A 20,425-nucleotide genomic window follows, 5' to 3' on the forward strand; every position below is an offset into this window, starting at 1 on the left:
CCCTGCGGATGACCGACCGCCGGCTGCCCGCCGCCCCCGCCACCCCGGTGGCGGCGGGCAGCCCCGCCCTGCTGCTGATCGCCCACGGCAGCCGCGACCCCCGGCACGCCGCGGCCGTCGCCGCGCTGGTCGGACAGCTGCGGGCGCTGCGGCCCGCACTGGACGTCGCCACCGCGTACCTCGACCACTGCGCCCCGCGCATCCCGCAGGTGCTGGACCGGCTCGGTCCGGCCGCGGTGGCCGTCCCGCTGCTGCTCAACCGGGCCTTCCACGCCAAGCACGACATCCCCGCCGCCCTGCGCGCGGCCGGCGCCGACCTGCCGGTGGCCGATGTCCTGGGTCCGTCGCCGCTGCTGCTGTCGGCGCTCGACCGCCGGCTCACCGAGGCCGCCCCCGCGCTCGCCTCCCCCGCCGCGCGGGCCCGCACCGGCGTCGTGCTCGCCGCCGCCGGCTCCTCCGACCCGGCCGCCGACGCCGCCACCCGGGCGGTCGCCGCCGAGTGGCGCCGCACCCGCGGCTGGGCCGCCGTCGAGATCGCCTACGCCTCCGCGAACGGCCCGCGCGTCCCCGACGCCGTCGCCGCCCTGCGCCGCGCCCCCGCCGTCGACCGGGTCGCCGTCTCCCCCTACCTCCTCGCCCCCGGCCTGCTGCCCGACCGCATCGCCGAAGCCGCCACCGAGGCCGCCGCCGACCACCTCGCCGCCACCCTCGCCCCCACCCCCGACCTCGCCCGCCTCCTCCTCACCCGCTACGACCAGGCCCGCACCACAGCCGAGACGGCCCCGGCCCTCACCGCTTGAACACTCAGGAGGCCCTGCGGTGCTGGTACTCCGCCACCGCTGCGGTGATCACGCTGAGCGGCACCACCGCCTCCTGATCCGCGACGGCCGCCTCGATCCACTCCCGCATGATCGCCGTCGGTTTGATCCCTCGGGCCTGCGCCCGCCGCCGGACCTCGTCCATCACGGGCTTCGGCAACCTGAGCGAGGTCGTGATCATCACCGATTCGGCGGGCAGCGCCTCGGCCGGCTCGGCCTCCATGATCTCGTCCTCGGTCAGTTCGTGCGTCTCGTAGAACTCGGCCAGCGCTTCGAGGTCCGCACCGTTGTCAGTCATCTGCCACCCTCAACTCGTCCGCTTGAGGAACAAGCGCCGCTCGGAGCCGGTCATGTCCCGCGCCGTGACGCAGTACCAGCCGGACTTCACCGCCGTGCTCACCACCAACACCACCAACAGATGACGCCCGGCATCCGTCACGCCGAGGCAGAGCGTCGTCCTCTCGCGCCCCGAGGTGAACCACCTCGGACGGGTGAAGACGACCTGCTCCACCTCGTCAGGAGTCACCCCGTGCCTGGCGATGTGCTCCTCGGACCGGTCGGTCCAGTAGATCTCAGTCTGCACGACATGAAGCGTGTTGCAAACGCATTGCATCCGACCAGCCGCCGTCACCCCCACGGGCTATGCGCGCGAATGCACTCCACCGGCGCGCACATGAGAACGCACGCCGCCCAGCGATGTGGTTCCAGCATCAGGGCGCGGTGGTGACGGCTGGGCCGGGTGCCGAGCGGGACCGGCGCGCCGGTCCCCGGGGTCGTGGCGCGACAGGGTTCCGGGGCCCGGCGCGGCGGGGTCAGGGGGTGGCCGTGCCCAGGTGGACGGTGATGAGGCCGGCGGTGATCAGGGCGAGGCCGGTGAGAGCAGTGGGGGACGGCACCTCGTGGCGGACGGCGAGGGCGGTCAGGACGGTGCCGATGGTGCCGATGCCGGTGAAGACGGCGTAGGAGGTGCCGACCGGGAGGTCCTGGAGGGCGCGGGAGAGCAGGTAGACCGCGCCCAGCATGAGGACGAGGCACAGCGCGCTCTGCGGGAGCCGGGTGAACCCCCGGGTCGGTTCGATGGACTGCGCCCAGGCGACCTCCACCGCACCGGCCAGCAACAGCCAGATCCACGGCACGGCGCTCAGTCCTCCCTCGGGATGCGGTAGCCGACCAGCTTGGCGCCCAGCTCCCCCGCCCGGTACAGCGCGTCGGCGACGGACTCCCGGTGCTGGGTGATCCGGCCGGCCAGCGCCGGGTCCACCAGTGAGTTGACGAGTTCGGCGGCGATCACCTCGGTGTCCTCCACCGCGTAGTGGCCGCGGATGAAGTCGCTCAGGTAGCGGCCGTTGTGGTCGTACGGCGCGCGCGGGGTGCCGGGCCCGTAGGCGCCGCCGCGCGCGGCCAGCACCACGAACTTGCGCGGGGCGAGCACCATCTTCGGGAAGGTGACCTGGTCGATCCAGGCCTTGAGCGCCGCGGGGATGCCGAAGTTGTACATCGGCGCGCCGATCAGCACGGCGTCCGCCGCGAGGAGTTCGTCGAGCAGCGGCCGGACGTGCGCCCAGGCCTCGCGCTCCTGCTCGGTGCGGACCGCCTCGGGATAGCGGGCGATGTCGGTGATGCCCTCCCGCAGCAGGGTGTCGCAGATCCGGGTCCAGCCCTCGCGGATCGGCGGGACGGGGTCGGCGGCGAGGTCGCGGTGGGTGACCTCGCCGCCCCCGGCGTCCCAGGCCTCGGCGAAGGCCTCGCCGAGGCGGCGGGTGAAGGAGTCGGTGCGCGCGCTGCTGTCGAGGTGCAGGAGGTGGGACACGGTGAACCCCCGGGACGGTGTGGGCGGGACGGAGCCGCCGAAACAAGCGGACATCCCGTCCACTTGCCGGCACCGCCTACGCTAAAGGGAAGTGGACAGCCTGTCCACTTCCCTCCGGTGTCCGCTTCCCTCTACCGTTGACCCCCATGACGACGGAACTCCCGCTGGCCGACGGCCCGCCGCCCCGCGAACGGGCCGACGCCGCCCGGAACCGGGCCAAGGTGCTCGCCGCCGCCGCCCGGCTCTTCGCCGAGGGCGACCCGACCGCCGTCACCATGGACGACATCGCCCGCGCCGCCGGCATCGGCCGCGGCACCCTCTACCGCCGCTACCCCGACCGTGCCTCGATCGCCCGCGCCCTGCTCGACGAGCACGAGCGCGCCCTCCAGGAGCGGCTGCTGCGCGGCGCCCCGCCGCTCGGTCCGGGCGACCCCGGCGCGGCGCCGGCCCCGGCCGAGCGGCTGGCCGCCTTCTACGCGGCGATGGTCGAGCTGCTGGAGACCCATGTCCACCTGGTGCTCGGCGCGGAGACCGGCGCCGCCCGCTACCGGACCGGCGCCTACGCGTTCTGGCGGCTGCACGTCACCCACCTGGCGCGCGAGGCCGGCCGGCCGGACCCGGAGGTCCTGGCCGACCAACTGCTCGCCCCGCTCGCTCCCGAGCTCTTCCGCCACCAGCGCGACAGCGGCCTCACTCCCGAGCGGATCGCGGCGGCCCTGGCCGTCCTGGCGCGCGGCGCACTGGGCCGGGACTGAACGGATCAGGCGGGCAGGTGCCGGGCCTGCCTCTCGGCACCGTCGCAGTCCCGGATGCCCAGCTGGTCGCCGTTGGCCGTGGAGAAGCCGAGGTCGTCCGGGCAGCGGCCGGACTGCGGGTCGAGGATCGAGCCGTCGGCCCGGACCTGCCACCGCCGGGCCCCGGAGCCGTTGCAGGTGTACAGCTGCGCCTCGGCGCCGTTGGCGGTCCCGCCGCCGGAGACGTCCAGGCACTTGAGGAAGTCGCGGACGGTGCCGTCCGCCGCCCGCCGCCCGAAGAGGCCCCGCCACGGGGGGAACGCGAAACGGCCCGGCTCCCCCGTGCGGGGGGAGCCGGGCCGTCGGACGCCGGGTGGCGCCGGGGTCGAGCCGGGCGCTCAGGTCACTCGGGCGCTCAGTCGGCCTGGCGGCGCTGGCGGCCGCTGCCGTAGTTGGAGCCGGACTTGGAGCCGCTGCCGGGCTTCGCCCGGCCCGCGGCGCGGCCGATGAAGCCGGCGGCCTGGCGCGGCGCGCCGCCGCCCTGGCCACCGCCCGCACCGCCGACGCGCTGCTTGGGCCGGGGGCGGCGCGGGTTGCCGTTCATGTCGACGTCCGTCGGCAGCCCCGAGCGCTTGCCGGAGCGCCGGCGCGAACCGGACGAGCTCTTCGAGCCGGCCTTCCCGGCCTCCGCGTCGGCGGGCGCCGCCGGGGCGGGCACGGTCACGGCGACCGGCACGCCGCTGGGGGTGCGGGCGCCGGTGATCCGGGCGAGCTCGGCGTCGCCGGGGCGGATCCTGGTGGTGGTCGCGCTGATCCCGGCCACGGTCATCAGCCGGCCGACCTCGCGCCGCTGGTCGGGCAGCACCAGGGTGACGACGGTGCCGGACTCGCCGGCCCGGGCGGTGCGGCCGCCGCGGTGCAGGTAGTCCTTGTGGTCGATCGGCGGATCGACGTTGACGACCAGGTCGAGGCCGTCGATGTGGATGCCGCGGGCGGCGACGTTGGTGGCGATCAGCGCGGTGACGTGGCCGTCCCGGAACTGGTCGAGCACCCGGTTGCGCTGCGGCTGGGACTTGCCGCCGTGCAGGGCGGCGGCCTTCACGCCGTTGGCGAGCAGCTGCTTGGCGAGCCGGTCGGCGCCGTGCTTGGTGTGCACGAACATGATCACGCGCCCGTCGCGGGAGGCGATGTGGGCGGTGGTGGACGCCTTGTCGGCCTGCTCCAGCTGGAGCACGTGGTGGTCCATGGTGGTGACCGCGCCGGCCGAGGGGTCGACGGAGTGGGTCACCGGGTCGGTCAGGAAGCGCTTGACCAGCCGGTCGACGTTGCGGTCCAGGGTGGCGGAGAACAGCATCCGCTGCCCGCCCTCGGCGACCTGCTCCAGCAGCTTGGTGACCTGCGGCAGGAAGCCCATGTCGGCCATCTGGTCGGCCTCGTCGAGCACGGTGATCGCGACGTCGGAGAGCCGGATGTCGCCGCGGCCGATCAGGTCGTCCAGCCGGCCGGGGGTGGCGACCAGGACCTCGGCGCCGCGCCGCACCGCGTTGGCCTGCCGGGTGATCGACATGCCGCCGACGACGGTGGCGATCCGCAGGTTGACGGCGGTGGCGTACGGGGTGAGCGCCTCGGTGACCTGCTGGGCCAGCTCGCGGGTGGGCGTCAGCACGAGCGCCAGCGGGTGGCGGGAGTCGGCGCGCTTTCCGGCGGTGCGGGCGAGCACCGGCAGGCCGAAGGCGAGGGTCTTGCCGGAGCCGGTGCGGCCGCGGCCGAGCACGTCGCGGCCGGCGATCGAGTCGGGCAGGGTGGCGGCCTGGATCGGGAACGGCTCGGTGACGCCCTCGCGGGTCAGCGCGGACAGGATCGCCTTGGGCAGCTCCAGCTCGGCGAAGCTCGCCGCCGGCGGGCGGGAAGGGGTGCCCTGGACGACGGTGAAGTCGGCGGGCTCGGCAACCCGCGGCGCGTTGCGGCGCGGCGGGCGGGAGGTCGCGCCGGTGCGCGGGGCGGCACCGGAGCGCGCGGCGGAACCGGTGCGCGGGGCGCCGGCGCGGTTGCGGGGCTTACGGGTGCGACCGCCGTCGCGGGACGGCTGGGCAGGGGTGGTCACGGGGTTTCTCCGTCTGTAGCGCGGCAGCCCCGGTCAGGGGCTGGTCGGCCGTAGGGAGGAAGTGCGCCGCCCCGGCCGTTCGGCGGCATGGCGAGGGCCCGCACCGTGCGGTGCGGGCCCTCGCTACGCGAGATCGCGAGTCAGCTCTGAAGCCGGACTCAGATGACGCGGATGTTCTCGGCCTGCGGGCCCTTCTGGCCCTGGGTGACGTCGAACTCGACCTTCTGGCCCTCGACGAGCTCACGGAAGCCCTGCGCGACGATGTTCGAGTAGTGCGCGAACACGTCCGGGCCGCCGGTCTCCTGCTCGATGAAGCCGAAGCCCTTCTCGCTGTTGAACCACTTCACGGTGCCGGTAGCCATAACCGTCTCCTCTAACTGGGGCATCGGAGCCCACACCTCGTGGACCCCAAGTAGCCGCGATCCCCATCCGGAGACTGAAACACCGGACAAAACAAATGCGCCTGTTGGTTGGGACCAGCAGGCGCACACAAGCGTTCATGGGAACCAAAACTGCAACTGACTCGACTGTAGCACGGTCACACCCCGATTGACCGGGGATTTTCTGCCCGACAGATCACGTTTGCAGGCTCCGGGAAACGGGCAGACGGCGCCCGCCGAAGCGGGCGCCGTCCCTGGCGGCACCGGGGTGCCGCCCTGCCGTCACCGGGTGGTCGGACGGTCAGTGCCGTCCGGCCGACTCCGGCAGGCCGTACGCGCCGTGCGGGCTCTCCGGCACAATCCTGTCGCCGTGGCCGCCGCCGGTGGCGTCGCCGCCGTGGCCGGGCCACCAGGCCGCCTTGCCGACCAGCGCGGTGAGCGCCGGCGTGAAGAACATCGCCATCACGAAGGCCGCCAGGAAGATGCCGAAGGCCATGCCGAAGCCGAACTCCAGCATGAAGATGTTGCCCGCGAGCATGAACGTCGCGAACGACACCGCCAGGATGAAGCCGGCCGCCGCGACGGTCGGGCCGCCGTGGCGCACCGCCTCGCGGGCCGCCTCGCGCGGGCTGCGGCCCGCACGGGCCTCCTCGCGCAGCCGGGCGATGATCAGGATGTTGTAGTCGGTGCCGATCGCCACGACGAAGAGGTAGATGAGGATCGGCAGCATGAACATCATGCCGTGCTCGCCCTTGATGTTCTGGAACAGCAGGGTCGAGGAGCCCAGCGTGGCGGTGAAGCCGAGGCCCACCGAGGCCATCAGGTACCAGGGGGCGACCACACTGCGCAGCTGGAGTGCCAGGATCAGCAGGATCAGCAGACCCGCGATCGGGAACACCAGCTTGTAGTCGTGGCTCATCGCCAGGTTGATGTCCTTGTAGATCGCGCTGATGCCGCCGACCTTGGCCTCGGCGCCGGCCGGCACCTGGGCGTGGGCGACCTCGCGCAGCTTCGTGACGGTGTCGATCGCCTCGTTGCTGGACGGCTCGTTCTTGAGCGTGACGGTGAAGTCCGCCGTCGTGCCGTCCTTGCTGAGCTCCGGCTTCGCCTCGGCCTCGGCGACGCCGGGGACGGCGCCGAGCTTGGCGGCGTAGCCGTCGAACGCGCCCTGGTCGAGCTTGCCGCCGCCGGTCGCGGTCAGGTAGACGTGCGTCGGGTCGGCGGCGCCGGCCGAGAAGGCGCTGACCATCTTGTCCTGGACGACCATCGACTCCTTGGTCTTGGGCATGGAGCTGCCCGCGAGGTCGAAGGTGCCGTTGTAGCCGAGGGCGCCGGCGGTCAGGGCCAGCAGCACACCGCCGGAGGCGACGGCCACCAGGGCCGGCCGCTTCTGGACCATGCGGCCGAGTGCGGCGAACCGGGCGTCGCTCGGCTCGCGCATCCACTTCTTGCCGGGCCAGAACACCCCGCGGGCCGGGATGACCGTGAGCACGGCGGGGGCCAGGGTCAGCGAGGCGAAGGCGGTGACGACGACCGCGATGGCCAGCGCCGGGCCGAGCGCCTTGAACATGCCGAGGCTGGAGAGGATCAGCACCGCGAAGGCCACGGTGACCGCGCCGGCCGCGGAGGCGATGGCCTCGCCGACCCGGGCGACGGCGTTGACCACGGCCTCCTGCCGGGTGTCGCCGGCCCGCAGCCGCTCGCGGTAGCGGAAGGCGAGGAACAGGAAGTAGTCGGTGCCGACCCCGAGCACCACGACGATCAGGATCGCCGAGAGCACCGGGGTGGACTTCAGGTCGAAGGCCTTGGTGGCGTAGGCGATCAGACCGTTCGCGGTCGGCATCGCGATCACCAGCGAGAGCAGGACCGGCAGCAGGCCGGCCAGCACGCTGCGGAAGATGAGGCCGACGATGATCGCGACCAGGACGACACTGCTGATCCCGATGACGGCGTCGGCCGCGCCGGAGGACTCCTGCTGGTCCAGCTGCTGGGCGGCGGAGCCACCGAGCTGGAACTTCAGGTCGCCGCCCTGGGCCAGCACCTTGCCCTCGTCACGGATCGTCTTGGCGACCTCGCCGAACTTCTCCGAGTTCTGGGTGGCCTTGTCGATCGCGATCGGCGCCAGGGCGTACTTGCCGTCCTTGGACGTCGTCTGGTCGCTGACCGGGACGATCTGCTCGACGTGCTCGATCTTCTTGTCGGTGAGGCCCTTGATGATCTTCGCCGCGGCGTCCTTGTCGGCGGCCGTCAGCGGGGCGCCGTCGTTGCGCTCGAACAGGGCGAGCGCGGAGGGCGTGAAGCTCGCCGGGAACGCCTGCTCCTGCAGCTGCGCGGCCTGGATGGACTCGTAGTGCTTCGGGAGGAACGCGGCCTCGTCGGTCTGGGCGGTGATCTTCGGTGCCGAGGCCGCGATGGCGATCATCGCGACGACCCACGCGGCGATCACCCACCAGGCGCGACGGACGACGAATTGTCCAAGTCGGTGGAACATGCTCGTAATGCCTCCTGGGCATGGTTCACCGCAGCCCTTGGGGGACGGGACGCCGGGCGACGGATCGAGGATCGGCCCCGGCCGGTGCGGGGGCACAGGCCTAGCCGGTCGGCAGGTAAGTACGTCAGAAGGGGCCATCCTACGGTCACTTGCTTGCCGACCGGCAAGCAGTTTTCCCCACGACCCCGTTGCCGCAGGCCGCCCCCTCGGGGACGCCGCGAAGCGGCCCCGAACCATCTTCGCCCCCGTCCGACCCCCCGGACCTCGTGCTTCGGGTGGATTCAGCTCCCCCTCAGGGTGGAGCTAGCGCCCCGAACCCTGGGAGGAGATATCAGGGTTGCCGGGTAGGGAAAACCCCACCCCGCCCCCGAGGAAGACCACAGGGCGAACTCCCCCGCCAGCCGGATACCCCGTCACCTGCGGCTTCCCTAGTGTCATTGGCAACGCCGGACCGCACCCCGGCGCCCGACATCCCGGCGGCCGACCACCGCCGTAGGCCCGGCCCGCGCCCGCCACCGATCCCGGCGCCGGCCGCACTCCCAGGGGGAACCCGTGAAGACCAAGCTCGGCATGGCCGCCGCCATGGGCGCGTGGAGCGCCCGGCACAGAAAGACCGCCGTCTTCGGCTGGCTGCTCTTCGTCGTGCTCGCCGCCGTCCTCGGCGGCATGCACGGCAGCACCAAGGTCGCCGACGCCGAAGCCATGCCCGGCCAGGTCTCCCGGGCCGCCGAGATCCTCGACCAGGCCGGACTCAAGCCCCCGTCCACCGAGACCGTGCTGGTCCAGAGCAGCGGCCTGACCACCGACGCCCCCGCCTTCCGGACCGCCGTCGAGCAGGTCGTCGCCGCGGTCGACGGCACCGGCAAGGCCACCGACGTCCGCTCCCCCTACGACACCAAGGCGGTCTCCGCCGACGGCCACTCCGCCCTCGTCCAGCTCACCGTGAAGGGCGAGCGCGAGGAGGCGGTGAAGAACGTCACCGCCGTGGTCGACGCCGTCGCCGCCGTCCAGAAGCAGCACCCCGACCTCACCGTGGTCGAACTCGGCGACGCCAGCTCCGGCAAGTGGATGGACGAACAGTTCGCCGACGACTTCGCCCGCGCCGAGTGGACGGCCGTCCCGCTCGCCCTCGGCATCCTGCTGGTCGCCTTCGGCGCGCTGGTCGCCGCCGTGCTGCCGGTCGTGCTCGCGCTCACCGCCTTCATCGCGGCCGGCGGCCTGGTCGCGCTCAGCAGCGGCCTGCTGCACACCAGCAACAGCGCCAGCTCGGTGATGCTGCTGGTCGGTCTCGCCGTCGGCGTCGACTACTGCCTCTTCTACCTGCGCCGCGAACGCGAGGAGCGGGCCGCCGGGCGCGACCTGGAGACCTCCCTGCGGATCGCCGCCGCCACCAGCGGCCGGGCCGTCCTGGTCTCCGGCATCACCGTGGTGATCGCCATGGCCGGCATGTTCCTCACCGGCATCGCCGAGTTCAAGTCCATGGCGTACGCCACCATCGTGGTCGTCGTCACCGCCGTGCTCGGCTCGCTCACCGTGCTGCCCGCCCTGCTCTCGATGCTCGGCGACAAGGTCGGCAAGGGCCGGGTGCCGTTCCTCGGCAAGCTCCGCCGCGCCGACGCCGCGACCACCGGCGGCCGGTTCTGGAACGCCGTGCTGACCCCGGTGCTGCGCCGCCCGCTGGCCGCCACCGTGCTCGCCGGGGCCGTGCTGATCGGCCTGTCCGCCCCGCTGCTCACCATGCACACCGCCAACCTGACCTTCCAGCAGCAGCTGCCCAAGGGCAACGAGCTGGTCGCCGTCTCGCAGAAGATCGAGGCCGCCTTCCCCGGCAGCCCGGCGCCCGCCTCCGTGGTGATCAAGGCCGCCGACATCGACTCCCCGGCGATGACCGCCGCGATCGCCGACCTCAAGGCCCGCGCCCTGGCCAGCGGGCAGATGCACGGACCGGTCGACGTCACCGTCCACCCGCAGCAGAACGTCGCCACCGTCGACATCCCGCTCAACGGCACCGGCAACGACAAGGTCAGCAACACCGCGCTGAAGACCCTGCGCGAGCAACTGGTGCCGGCCACCGTGCTCGCCGTCCCCGGCACCGAGGCCCCGGTCACCGGCCGCACCGCCGGCTCGTACGACTTCAACGCCAAGATGACCGGCTCGATGCCGCTGGTCTTCGGCTTCGTGGTGGCCTTCGCCTTCCTCCTGATGCTCACCTCGTTCCGCTCGCTGGCCGTCGCCGGCACGGCCGTGGTGCTCAACCTGCTGTCGGTCGGCGCCGCGTACGGGGTGCTGACGCTGGTCTTCCAGCACGGCGTGGGCGCCGCGCTGCTCGGCACCGAGGGTGTCGGCGCGGTGGAGTCCTGGGTGCCGCTGTTCCTCTTCGTGATCCTCTTCGGCCTCTCGATGGACTACCACGTCTTCGTGGTCTCCCGGATCAAGGAGGGCCGCGACCGGGGGCTGCCGACCCGGGCCGCGATCGCCCACGGCATCCGCTCCACGGCCGGGGTGGTCACCAGCGCCGCGGTGATCATGGTGGCGGTGTTCGCGGTCTTCGGCACCCTGTCCATGCAGGCCATGAAGCAGATGGGCGTCGGCCTCGCGGTCGCCGTGCTGATCGACGCGACGATCATCCGCGCGGTGCTGCTGCCCGCGGTGATGACCCTGCTCGGCGAGCACAACTGGTACCTGCCGCGCTGGCTCGGCTGGCTGCCCGACCTCTCGCACGGCGAGAGCGTCCCGCCGCTCGGCAGCGGCGCCGGCGTCCAGGCCCCGCCGGTCCCCCCGCAGGCCGCGCAGGAGCCGCAGCCGCACCAGGCCCGGCACCGCCGGATCGAGGTCTGACCCTTCCCCCGGCGGTCCTCGGACCCACGGACTCCGGACAGCGCCGGGCCCCGCGTGACGCGGGGCCCGGCACCCGTTTGCCAGAATGATCGCCCACCCACACCCCGCTGTCATCCATGGAAACGGACACCCCCATGCTTCCCTTCGACGAGGAACGGGCCCGGCTGCTGCTCGCCCACGCCTGCGAGTCGGCCGGCCTGCCCGGCCCCGCCGACGCCCGGCTGATCGCCCTCGGCGAGAACGCCGTCTTCGACCTCGGCGACCCGGCCGTGGTCGCCAAGGTCGGCCGCGGCCCGGAACTGCACGAGCGCGCCCGCCGCGAGCTCGCCGTCGCCGACTGGCTGGCCGGCCACGGCGTCCCGGTGGTCCGCCCGTACGACGCGGTGCCCGTCGAACCGCAGCTCGCCCACGGCCACCCCGTCACGTTCTGGCACCGGCTGGCGCCCGCCGAGCGGCCCGCCCGCCCGGTCGACCTCGCCCCGCTGCTGCACGCCCTGCACCGGCTGCCCGCCCCGCCGTTCGCGCTCGGCCGGCGCGACCTGCTGGCGCCCGTCGAGCGCTGGCTCGCCTCCGCCGAGGGCCACGTCGATCCGGCCGACGTCGACTTCCTGCGCCGGCGCCGGGACGACTTCACCGCCGAGGCGGCCGCGCTCGTCCCGCACCTGCCGACCGGGGTAATCCACGGCGACGCGCTGCCGCGCAACGTCCACATCGGCCCGGACGGGCCCGTCCTGCTCGACCTGGAGTTCGTCGCCAACGACCTGCGCGAGCACGACCTGGTGGTGCTCGCGCTCAGCCACGACCGGTACGGCGTGCCGGGCGAGGAGTACCGGGCGTTCACCGAGGCGTACGGCTGGGACGTGCGCGAGTGGCCCGGCTTCGCGGTGCTGCGCGGCGCCCGGGAGACGGCCAGCGCCTCCTGGGTCGCCCAGCAGGCACCGGGCAACCCGGCGGCGCTGGCCGAGTTCCGGCGGCGGGTGGACTCGCTGCGGACGGGCGCCGCGGAGGTGCGCTGGTACCCGTTCTGACCGGCACGGGTCGCCGTTCCGACCGGCGCGGGGCGCCGTTCCGACCGGCGCGGGTGGCCGGAAAGCGCCGGTCGGAGGGGGTGTCGGAGGCCGGAACGGGAACCGACGGCGGTATGAAAGACGTCTTGTCGGACAGTCATCCTGACTATCCCGACCGAGGATCGGCACCGCCTCTGCCCCTCAGGAGCCGCCGCCATGCCCGAGCCCGCCGCCGCACCGCAGCGCCCCGCCCCCGCCGTCCGGCGCGGCCTTCGCCGGACGGCGGCGGGCTGCGCGGCGCTGCTCGCCGCACTGGCCCTGACCGCCTGCGGCACCGCGAACGGCGCACTCCGGCCCGAGCCGAGCACGACCGCCTCCGCGTCGGCGTCCTCCCCGACCTCGGCGTCCCCCACGGCCACGGCCACTCCGACGCCCACGCCCACCGCGGTCTCCCCCACCCCCGCCCCGCCGCCGGCCCTCTCCCCCACCACCGGCGTCCCCACCTCGGTCGTCCACGCCACCGCCTCCGGCGGCCGGACGATCGCGCTCACCTTCGACGACGGCCCCGGCCCCGCCACCGGCCAGGTGCTGGACCTGCTCGCCCAGTACGGCGCCAAGGCCACCTTCTGCATGATCGGCAAGCAGGCCGCCGCCAACCCGGCCGCCGTGAAGCGGGTCCTCGCCGCCGGCCACCGGCTCTGCGACCACACCGTGGACCACCCGCAGCCCTTCGCCGCGCTCCCCCACGACCGGGCCGTCCACGAGATCGCCGACGCCCAGCGAATGATCGTCCAGGCCGGCGGCCCTGGCACCGAGGTCAGCTGGTTCCGCGCCCCGGGCGGCGCGTTCACCCCCGACAACCAGACGATCGCCGCCGACCACGGCCTGCGCCCCCTGGGCTGGTCGGTCGACCCGCGCGACTGGTCCCGCCCGGGCACGGCGGCGATCGTCTCCGCCGTCCAGGCCCAGCTCAAGCCCGGCGGCGTCGTGCTCCTGCACGACGGGGGCGGGGACCGTACACAGACCGTCGCCGCGCTGCGCCAGCTGCTCCCCTGGCTGGCCGCCCAGGGCTACCGTTTCGACTTCCCCGCCCACTGAACCTGTCGGCCCGACCCCCTACACTCCGCCCCATGGCCACCGATCAACCCACCGCCCTCGGACCGCGCCTGAACAGCGGTCGGATCATCGGACTCGTCGTCATCTCCGCGTTCACCGCGACGGCCGGCCGGCTCACCGCCACCGGCTTCGTCCGCGCCTACGGCACCGACGCCTGCGGCGTCGAGCGGCAGTGCAACGGCCTCGGCACCGCCGGGTACCTGGCCGGCGGGATCCTGCTCTGGCTGCTGTGCCTGGTCGCCACCGCCACCACCGCGCACGGCGACGCCCCCACCACCGAGCCCTCGGCCACCTCCGACCGGGGCGTCCTGCTGGGCTGCCTCGCGCTCGGCCTGATCGGCGCGGCCCTCGCCAACGGCTCCTTCCACCCCTGGCTGCTCGTCCCCGTCCTCCCGCTCGCCCTGCTCACCGCCGTCCTCGACCGGTACGGCGCCCGCCGCTGGCGCGCCTTCCGGCTGGAGACCCGGCGCAGCGCCGACCGGCAGGACCGCCTGGAGCAGTACGGCATCACCGTCCCCGGCCGGACCACCGCCCTCGCCCACACCGGGAACACCTACAACGACTGCCCGGAACTGCGGATCACCGTCGAGTTCACCACCGCCGACGGCGAGCGCCGCACGACCACCGTCACCGACGCCTTCCCCGCCTACGACGCCCCGCGCCGGGGCGCCCCCGCCGAGGTCCGCTACGACCCCGCCGACCCGGACAACGTCCACGCCTCCCTCATCGCCGAAGCCCTCCCGGACGCCCCTGCCCCTGCCCCGGTCGCCGCCCTGGAAGTGGTCGCCGCCCTGGAACGCCTCGCCGCCCTCCACCGCGACGGCGCCCTCGACACCGCCGAGTTCACCGCCGCCAAGGCCCGCCTGCTGGGGACCGGGCTCAGCGCAGGGGCCAGCGGGGGTCTATGACGGCCTCCGGGTCCTTGCCGCGGCGCAGCCAGGACTGGAGGTCCTCGGCCCAGGCCCGGAACCACTCGACCTGGCGGGCGTGGAGCTCGGCCACCGGGACGTCGCCGACCCGGTCGGGGTAGCGCTCGGCGAGGGCGACGGCGACCCGGACGGCGGCCAGGGCGTCGCTGCCGGCCTCGTGGGCGTCGGTCAGTTCGACGCCGTACACCTCGCAGACCCGCTGGAGGGTCCGCGAGCCCTTGCGGTACTTGTCCACGGCGCGGTCGATGACCAGTGCGTCGAGCACCGGCGCGACCGGCCCGCCGAGGCGGTCGGCGAGCACCGGCAGGCCGTGCCGGCGCAGCTCGGCGTCGAGCAGCGAGAGGTCGAAGGGCGCGTTGAACGCGACCACCGGCCGCCCGGCCGCCAGCCGCTCGCACAGCGCGGCGGCTATCTCCTCCACCGCTTCCTTGGCCGGCCGCCCCTTGGCCCGGGCCAGGTCGTCGCCGATCCCGTGGATCGCCGCGGCCTCGGCGGGGATCGGCACACCGGGATCCAGCAGCCAGCCGGTGGCGCTCAGCCGGCGGGCCCCGACGGTGTCCACGAGGGCGGCCGTGACGATGCGGTCCACGGCCGGGTCGGTGCCCGTGGTCTCCAGGTCGAAGCCGACCAGTGGCTGCTGCCACCAGCTCATAGGGGTGTGTCCTTCCGTCCTCCACTGCGAAACAGCCCCTATCATCACCCGCCCCTCCGACAATCCGGCCGGTGGGGGCTCGACACCCGCGCACCGGGGCCCCCTCGGTCCCGTAGCCACCGCTCCGTCCCGGGCGGCCCGGCGGGCGGAAAACCACTGGCCCAGCCGCCCGGGCGGCTGGGACACTGCCCGGGTGACCAGCACGACCAGCACCCCCGGGTGGGCCCTGCGTCCGGGTGGGCCCGCCGATGTCGAGCCGATCGCCGAGTTGCGCGCCGAGGTGATGCGCGCCGACCTGGTCCGGCTCGGCCGCTACGACGAGCACCGCGTCCGCCAGCGGCTGCGTGACACCTTCTCCACCCGGTACACCTCGGTCGTCGAGGTCGACGGCGCCTTGGCGGGCTGCGTCACCGTCCGGCCGCACGAGCGCGGCGGGCGGCTGCTGGAGCACTTCTACCTCTCCCCCGCGCACCAGGGCCGGGGCCTGGGGACGGCCGTCCTGCGGCACGTCCTCGCGGAGGCCGACGCCGCACGGGTCGCGGTCCGGCTGGTGGTCGTGCAGGGCAGCGCCGCCCGTCGGCTGTACGAGCGGCACGGCTTCGCGGTGGAGGCGCAGGACCCGATCGACGTGCACATGGTCCGCCCGGCGGGGGGCCGGCCGGTCGGCCCCGGTGGGTGAAGCCGCCCCGGCCGGCGCCGGGGGCGAGGAGGGGCCGCGTCCCCCGCGGGGGAGCCGCGGGCTCAGGAGACCGGCCGGGAGTCGGCCCAGACCCCCTCGAACTCCTCGCGATAGACCTCCAGCAGCCCGGCGTCCGTGCCGCCCGGCTGCTGGCCGGCCCCGCCGCGCAGGACGAGGGCGGGTGACTCCATGCCGCGGGCGCGGCGCAGGTAGGGCTGGACGACGCCGAGGTCGCGGGTCTGGCGGCGGCCGCCGGGGGCGGGGGCCCCGGACGGCACGCCCTCGACCAGGTAGGCGGTGAAGCGCGGGGTCTCGTCGAACACCCGGATCTCGAAGCCGCCCTGGTCGCGCAGCGCGGCCCGGACCCGGCGCACGTGCAGGATGTTCATCTGGATCGAGCGGCCGAGCTCTCCGCGCCCGAGGCCCAGCTCGCGCTCGCGGCGGCGGACGGCGCTGCTGGCCGGGTTGAGGAAGAGCAGCCGGACCCGGCAGCCGTCGGTGGCGAGCCGGACGAGCCGCTTGCCGGTGTAGTTCTGGCAGAGCATGCCGAGGCCGATGCCGAGCGCGTCCAGCCGCCGGGCACCGTCGAGGAGGTCCTCGACCGGCAGGTCGCGCTGGAGCCGGACCCGGTCGGGGTGGACGGCGACGACGTCCGCGTACCGGCCGGCGACCAGCGACTCGACGACGTCCGCGGGCACGGCGCCGGTGCCGCCGTCGAAGAGGGCGAGCAGCCGGGCGGCGGCCCGTTCGGTCTGGGCGAGGACGGTCGGGGTGAGGACGCGGTTGCGGGAGACGACGTGCCGGGCGACCTCCAGTTCGTCGAGGGCCAGCTCGATCTCCCGGCGGTCGGCCAGGTAGGGCTCGAAGCAGGGCCAGTGCTGGACCATCAGCTCGCGCAGCTGCGGCAGGGTGAGGAAGACCAGCGGGTCGTCGTCGGCCGGGTCGAGCAGGTAGCCCTTGCGCCGGCTGACCTCGCGCACGGCGCCGGCCCGGTGCGCCCACTCCTCGCCGGCCGGGCCGGCCGCGGCGGTGACCCAGTCCTCGCCGTGGGCGGGCGCGTAGATCGGGTGCAGCACCTCGTCGACGAGCGAGCGCAGCCGCTGTTCGACCAGGTTGAGCCAGACGTAGGCGCGCCCGGAGAGGCGGACCCGCTGGTAGGCGTCCTCCCACTCGGCGCCGGACCAGGCGAGCGCGGGGACCTCGACCGGTCCGCCCTGGGCCGGGAGCAGCGAGCGCCCGCCGGTCAGGGCGGGCCGCATGACCACCGTCGGCGCCTCGCTGCGGGCGCTGCCCCGGTCGGGGCCGCCGGGCCCACCGCCACGACCGCCGGCGGGGAACACCATGCGCCACCTCACCTGGTTCCTGCTGGGAGCCGCCCGGGGCCGCTCGGAGCTGTCGTCCTGCCGTCCGGCCGGTCGGCCGCACGGCGCGCCGCCGACGCGCCGGCGGTTCGCCGCCGGTTCGCCTGATGGACCGCCACGAGCCCCGGACGGCCGGACGATCAAGGGTACTGCCCGCCGCGAACCGCCCGCAGCCGGTTGGACCACGGCGGCGCCGGGGGTGGAACCGGGGCGGAACCGGGGCGCCCCGGAGACGCCGCCCGGACACCGTGGGGACACCCGTTCGGGCGAACACGGCGCGAATGGCCCCGCCCTCGGGGAGAGCGTCGGGGAGTATGCGGACTGTGCCGCGCCCGTGTGCCGTACGTCACGGCTCCCGGCCGGCGCACTCCGCGGTCCGGCCCCGACCATCGGACTGTCCGCCAACTCTCCTTCTACGCAAGGAAGTCGAGGAACCATGCAGGTCTGGCCAGGGACCCCCTACCCGCTCGGCGCCACCTACGACGGGGCCGGCACCAACTTCGCGGTGTTCTCGGAGAGCGCCGACCGGATCGAGCTCTGCCTGCTCGGCGAGGACGGTTCGGAGACGGCCGTCGAGCTGCGCGAGACCGACGCCTTCGTCCGGCACGCCTACCTCCCCGGCGTGCAGCCGGGCCAGCGCTACGGCTTCCGCGTCCACGGCCCGTACAACCCGGGCCTCGGCCAGCGGCACAACAGCGCCAAGCTGCTGCTGGACCCGTACGCCAAGGCGATGAGCGGGCACATCGACTGGGACGAGTCCGTCTACGGCTACCACTTCGGCGCCCCCGAGCGCCGCAACGACCTCGACTCCGCCCCGCACACCATGCACTCGGTGGTGATCAACCCGTACTTCGACTGGGGCACCGACCGCCCGCCGCGCACCGACTACCACCGCACCGTGCTCTACGAGGCCCATGTGAAGGGCCTGACCAAGCTGCACCCGGGGATCCCCGAGGAGATCCGCGGCACCTACGCGGGCGTCGCCCACCCGGCGGTCATCGAGCACCTCGCCAAGCTCGGGGTCACCGCGATCGAGCTGATGCCGGTGCACCAGTTCGTCCGCGACCACCGGCTGCGTGACCTCGGCCTGGCCAACTACTGGGGCTACAACACCGTCGGCTTCTTCGCCCCGCACTCCTCCTTCTCCTCCACCGGCGACCGGGGCCAGCAGGTGCAGGAGTTCAAGTCGATGGTGAAGGCGCTGCACGCGGCCGGCATCGAGGTCATCCTCGACGTCGTCTACAACCACACCGCCGAGGGCAACCACCTCGGTCCCACGCTCTCGCTGCGCGGCCTGGACAACGTGTCCTACTACCGCCTCGCCCGGGACCAGCGGTTCTACGAGGACACCACCGGCACCGGCAACAGCCTGCTGATGCGCAGCCCGCACGTGCTCCAGCTGATCATGGACTCGCTGCGCTACTGGGTCACCGAGATGCACGTGGACGGCTTCCGCTTCGACCTCGCCGCCACCCTCGCCCGGCAGTTCCACGAGGTGGACCGGCTCTCCTCGTTCTTCGACCTCGTCCAGCAGGACCCGGTGGTCTCCCAGGCCAAGCTGATCGCCGAGCCCTGGGACCTCGGCGAGGGCGGCTACCAGGTCGGCAACTTCCCGCCGCTGTGGACGGAGTGGAACGGCATGTACCGGGACACCGTGCGCGACCTGTGGCGCGGCGAGAACGCCACCCTCGCCGAGTTCGGCTCCCGGCTCACCGGCTCCTCCGACCTCTACCAGGACGACGGCCGCCGGCCGATCGCCTCGATCAACTTCGTCACCTGCCACGACGGCTTCACCCTGCGCGACCTGGTCTCCTACAACGAGAAGCACAACGAGGCCAACGGCGAGGGCAACCAGGACGGCGAGTCCTTCAACCGCTCCTGGAACTGCGGCGCCGAGGGCCCCACCGACGACCCCGCCGTCGAGGAGCTGCGGGCCCGCCAGCAGCGCAACTTCCTCGCCACCCTGATGCTCTCCCAGGGCGTGCCGATGCTCGCCCACGGCGACGAGTTCGGCCGCAGCCAGCAGGGCAACAACAACGCCTACTGCCAGGACAACGAGCTCACCTGGGTGCACTGGCCCGAGGACGACGGGGCGCGGACCCGGCTGCTGGAGTTCACCCAGCGGATGGTCTGGCTGCGCCGCGACCACCCGGTGTTCCGGCGCCGGCGCTTCTTCCACGGCCGCCCGGTCCCGGGGCGGCCGGTCGGGGAGGGCGGGGGCGGGGGCGAGTACGAGGACCTCACCGACATCGCCTGGTTCACCCCGGCCGGGGAGGAGATGACCAAGCGCAACTGGGGCGCCAGCTACGCCAAGTCGCTCACCGTGTTCCTCAACGGCTACGCCATCTCGGAGCCGGACCGGCGCGGCGGGCGGATCGTCGACGACTCCTTCCTGCTGATGTTCAACGCGCACTTCGAGCCGCTGGAGTTCACCGTGCCGGCCGGCCACGGGCAGGAGTGGCAGGTGGTGGTGGACACCGCCCGGCCCCGGCTGCCCGCGCCGGGCTCCGGGGCCCGGGTCAAGGCCGGGGACACCCTCTGGCTCACCGACCGCTCGCTGATGGTGCTGCAGCGTCCGGCCTGAGCCACGTCCCGCCCGAGCCACGTCCGTGTCCCGGTTCGCCGACGGAGCTTGCGCACCGGCCGTCGCGCGGGCCACGGTGGTCCCCGGGAGCACCGGGGAGTACCGGGGACCGAGGGGGCGGCTGGCATGACGGGCGATCGTCCGAGCGCGACGGAGTTCTTCCTGGGGACGCTGCTCTCCGTCCCCGGCCGGATCGCCGACGCGACGATCCGCCGCCCGCCCCCGTACCGGTGGGTGCTGGCGCGCGCCCGCACCCCGCAGGCGCAGACCGCCCTGGCCGCCGAACACGCCGTGGTCGAGGGCCTGATCACGCGGCTCGGCGCGGTCGACGGGGTGGTCCACGTCGTCACCCAGGTGAACGACCGCCGGGTCCACCCCGGGCTCGGGCTCGACCCCGGCCGCCGCCTGGAGCTGATCTGCCAGCTCGCCGCGACCGCCTACTTCGCCACCGCGCTGGAGATCCCGGAGCTGCTGCGCCGGATCGACGCCGCCGAGGTCGCCGACTGGGGCGCCGGGCTGCACCACGACCCCCGCCGGCCGCACCCGCCCGGCTCGGTCGCCGACGCGCTGGCGTACTACCGGCACGGCGGCCGCCACCCGGACGGCTCGCCGCGGGACAGTCCCCGGCTGTACGCCCTGGGGACGGCCCTGTCCTGGGACGAGCCGGGCCGGCCGCCGGTCCGCGAACCGAACACGACGATGTTCAACAGCTCCTTCAGCCAGTACACGGACGACCCGGCCGCCGCGGGCCTGGTGGAGGCCGCCCGGGCCGAGCACGGCCTGATCCTGCGCCTGAGCCGCTCCGGGGCCGGCGGCCCGCAGCGGCCGGGCTACTTCACCGTGCCCCGGGGGTGGCGTCGCCGGGGCCACTGAGCACCCCCGCTCACCTGTTCGGATCAGCAACGGGTCTTGCCCCCGCGCC

At 74.0% G+C, this 20,425-nt stretch carries 18 protein-coding genes and 1 pseudogene; 9 read left to right on the forward strand and 10 right to left on the reverse strand.

The features are described from left to right. The first annotated feature begins 8 nt into the window (after positions 1-8). Complete coding sequence (locus tag ACFCLZ_RS10490) at positions 9-800, forward strand: sirohydrochlorin chelatase (protein WP_380284564.1); 792 nt, start codon at positions 9-11, stop codon at positions 798-800. Between the two features lie 4 nt (positions 801-804). Here ACFCLZ_RS10490 and ACFCLZ_RS10495 read toward each other — a convergent pair whose 3' ends face one another. The 4 genes from ACFCLZ_RS10495 to ACFCLZ_RS10510 form a co-directional block, all read right to left on the reverse strand. Beyond that, a complete protein-coding gene (locus tag ACFCLZ_RS10495; protein WP_380284565.1) occupies positions 805-1,116 on the reverse strand; it encodes a CopG family antitoxin in 312 nt (103 codons plus the stop codon). A 9-nt stretch (positions 1,117-1,125) separates the two neighbouring features. Next, positions 1,126-1,401: a hypothetical protein gene (locus ACFCLZ_RS10500; RefSeq protein WP_380284566.1), complete on the reverse strand. Its 276-nt coding sequence runs from the start codon at positions 1,399-1,401 to the stop codon at positions 1,126-1,128. Positions 1,402-1,630: 229 nt separating this feature from the next. Beyond that, positions 1,631-1,954 (reverse strand): DMT family transporter, encoded by a 324-nt coding sequence (locus ACFCLZ_RS10505; protein WP_380284567.1) that lies wholly within the window; start codon positions 1,952-1,954, stop codon positions 1,631-1,633. A 5-nt stretch (positions 1,955-1,959) separates the two neighbouring features. Continuing rightward, the gene (locus ACFCLZ_RS10510) at positions 1,960-2,628 is read right to left on the reverse strand and encodes an FMN-dependent NADH-azoreductase (RefSeq protein ID WP_380284569.1); all 669 of its coding nucleotides are present in this window, start codon (positions 2,626-2,628) and stop codon (positions 1,960-1,962) included. A 146-nt stretch (positions 2,629-2,774) separates the two neighbouring features. Between ACFCLZ_RS10510 and ACFCLZ_RS10515 the strand changes: the two genes are divergently transcribed. Continuing rightward, a complete protein-coding gene (locus ACFCLZ_RS10515) occupies positions 2,775-3,383 on the forward strand; it encodes a TetR/AcrR family transcriptional regulator (protein ID WP_380284570.1) in 609 nt (202 codons plus the stop codon). 5 nt (positions 3,384-3,388) lie between these two features. Here the strand turns inward: ACFCLZ_RS10515 and ACFCLZ_RS10520 are convergent. From ACFCLZ_RS10520 to ACFCLZ_RS10535, 4 genes and pseudogenes are all read right to left on the reverse strand, one after another. After that, positions 3,389-3,634, reverse strand: a pseudogene (locus ACFCLZ_RS10520) (ricin-type beta-trefoil lectin domain protein); the annotation flags it as partial. Positions 3,635-3,777: 143 nt separating this feature from the next. Further along, positions 3,778-5,466, reverse strand: a complete 1,689-nt coding sequence (locus ACFCLZ_RS10525) for a DEAD/DEAH box helicase (RefSeq protein WP_380284571.1) — start codon at positions 5,464-5,466, stop codon at positions 3,778-3,780. Positions 5,467-5,624: 158 nt separating this feature from the next. Further along, positions 5,625-5,828, reverse strand: coding sequence for a cold-shock protein (locus tag ACFCLZ_RS10530; protein ID WP_327676217.1), 204 nt, complete (start codon positions 5,826-5,828; stop codon positions 5,625-5,627). A gap of 319 nt (positions 5,829-6,147) precedes the next feature. Continuing rightward, positions 6,148-8,337 (reverse strand): MMPL family transporter, encoded by a 2,190-nt coding sequence (locus ACFCLZ_RS10535; protein WP_380284573.1) that lies wholly within the window; start codon positions 8,335-8,337, stop codon positions 6,148-6,150. 570 nt (positions 8,338-8,907) lie between these two features. Between ACFCLZ_RS10535 and ACFCLZ_RS10540 the strand changes: the two genes are divergently transcribed. From ACFCLZ_RS10540 to ACFCLZ_RS10555, 4 genes are all read left to right on the forward strand, one after another. After that, positions 8,908-11,175, forward strand: coding sequence for an MMPL family transporter (locus ACFCLZ_RS10540; protein WP_380286132.1), 2,268 nt, complete (start codon positions 8,908-8,910; stop codon positions 11,173-11,175). Positions 11,176-11,309: 134 nt separating this feature from the next. Then, complete coding sequence (locus ACFCLZ_RS10545) at positions 11,310-12,203, forward strand: phosphotransferase enzyme family protein (RefSeq protein WP_380284574.1); 894 nt, start codon at positions 11,310-11,312, stop codon at positions 12,201-12,203. A 195-nt stretch (positions 12,204-12,398) separates the two neighbouring features. Next, positions 12,399-13,280 (forward strand): polysaccharide deacetylase family protein, encoded by an 882-nt coding sequence (locus ACFCLZ_RS10550; RefSeq protein ID WP_380284575.1) that lies wholly within the window; start codon positions 12,399-12,401, stop codon positions 13,278-13,280. Between the two features lie 32 nt (positions 13,281-13,312). Next, positions 13,313-14,206 (forward strand): DUF3592 domain-containing protein, encoded by an 894-nt coding sequence (locus ACFCLZ_RS10555; protein WP_380284576.1) that lies wholly within the window; start codon positions 13,313-13,315, stop codon positions 14,204-14,206. Here the strand turns inward: ACFCLZ_RS10555 and ACFCLZ_RS10560 are convergent. Beyond that, positions 14,178-14,879, reverse strand: coding sequence for an exonuclease domain-containing protein (locus ACFCLZ_RS10560; protein WP_380284577.1), 702 nt, complete (start codon positions 14,877-14,879; stop codon positions 14,178-14,180). The two genes, ACFCLZ_RS10555 and ACFCLZ_RS10560, sit on opposite strands and share 29 nt — an antisense overlap. A gap of 193 nt (positions 14,880-15,072) precedes the next feature. Between ACFCLZ_RS10560 and ACFCLZ_RS10565 the strand changes: the two genes are divergently transcribed. Continuing rightward, complete coding sequence (locus ACFCLZ_RS10565) at positions 15,073-15,558, forward strand: GNAT family N-acetyltransferase (protein ID WP_380284578.1); 486 nt, start codon at positions 15,073-15,075, stop codon at positions 15,556-15,558. 62 nt (positions 15,559-15,620) lie between these two features. Here the strand turns inward: ACFCLZ_RS10565 and ACFCLZ_RS10570 are convergent, their stop codons facing one another. Then, positions 15,621-16,901 carry an SAV2148 family HEPN domain-containing protein gene (locus tag ACFCLZ_RS10570; RefSeq protein ID WP_380284580.1) on the reverse strand — a complete coding sequence of 427 codons (1,281 nt, stop codon included), beginning with the start codon at positions 16,899-16,901 and terminating at the stop codon, positions 15,621-15,623. Positions 16,902-17,355: 454 nt separating this feature from the next. Between ACFCLZ_RS10570 and glgX the strand changes: the two genes are divergently transcribed. After that, a complete protein-coding gene (gene glgX, locus ACFCLZ_RS10575; protein WP_380284581.1) occupies positions 17,356-19,503 on the forward strand; it encodes a glycogen debranching protein GlgX in 2,148 nt (715 codons plus the stop codon). Positions 19,504-19,629: 126 nt separating this feature from the next. Then, positions 19,630-20,376, forward strand: a complete 747-nt coding sequence (locus tag ACFCLZ_RS10580; RefSeq protein WP_380284583.1) for a hypothetical protein — start codon at positions 19,630-19,632, stop codon at positions 20,374-20,376. Positions 20,377-20,425: the final 49 nt, after the last annotated feature.

This window comes from Kitasatospora purpeofusca (assembly GCF_042691725.1).
GTDB lineage: Bacteria > Actinomycetota > Actinomycetes > Streptomycetales > Streptomycetaceae > Kitasatospora > Kitasatospora purpeofusca_B.

Bases quoted from the DNA above. Each gene is read 5' to 3' on its own strand.
- ACFCLZ_RS10560 (WP_380284577.1), bottom strand. From the start codon at position 14,879: ATGAGCTGGTGGCAGCAGCCACTGGTCGGCTTCGACCTGGAGACCACG.
- ACFCLZ_RS10555 (WP_380284576.1), top strand. From the start codon at position 13,313: ATGGCCACCGATCAACCCACCGCCCTCGGACCGCGCCTGAACAGCGGT.
- ACFCLZ_RS10580 (WP_380284583.1), top strand. From the start codon at position 19,630: ATGACGGGCGATCGTCCGAGCGCGACGGAGTTCTTCCTGGGGACGCTG.
- ACFCLZ_RS10545 (WP_380284574.1), top strand. From the start codon at position 11,310: ATGCTTCCCTTCGACGAGGAACGGGCCCGGCTGCTGCTCGCCCACGCC.
- ACFCLZ_RS10495 (WP_380284565.1), bottom strand. From the start codon at position 1,116: ATGACTGACAACGGTGCGGACCTCGAAGCGCTGGCCGAGTTCTACGAG.
- ACFCLZ_RS10515 (WP_380284570.1), top strand. From the start codon at position 2,775: ATGACGACGGAACTCCCGCTGGCCGACGGCCCGCCGCCCCGCGAACGG.
- ACFCLZ_RS10550 (WP_380284575.1), top strand. From the start codon at position 12,399: ATGCCCGAGCCCGCCGCCGCACCGCAGCGCCCCGCCCCCGCCGTCCGG.
- glgX (WP_380284581.1), top strand. From the start codon at position 17,356: ATGCAGGTCTGGCCAGGGACCCCCTACCCGCTCGGCGCCACCTACGAC.
- ACFCLZ_RS10535 (WP_380284573.1), bottom strand. From the start codon at position 8,337: ATGTTCCACCGACTTGGACAATTCGTCGTCCGTCGCGCCTGGTGGGTG.
- ACFCLZ_RS10540 (WP_380286132.1), top strand. From the start codon at position 8,908: ATGGCCGCCGCCATGGGCGCGTGGAGCGCCCGGCACAGAAAGACCGCC.
- ACFCLZ_RS10570 (WP_380284580.1), bottom strand. From the start codon at position 16,901: ATGGTGTTCCCCGCCGGCGGTCGTGGCGGTGGGCCCGGCGGCCCCGAC.
- ACFCLZ_RS10530 (WP_327676217.1), bottom strand. From the start codon at position 5,828: ATGGCTACCGGCACCGTGAAGTGGTTCAACAGCGAGAAGGGCTTCGGC.
- ACFCLZ_RS10490 (WP_380284564.1), top strand. From the start codon at position 9: ATGACCGACCGCCGGCTGCCCGCCGCCCCCGCCACCCCGGTGGCGGCG.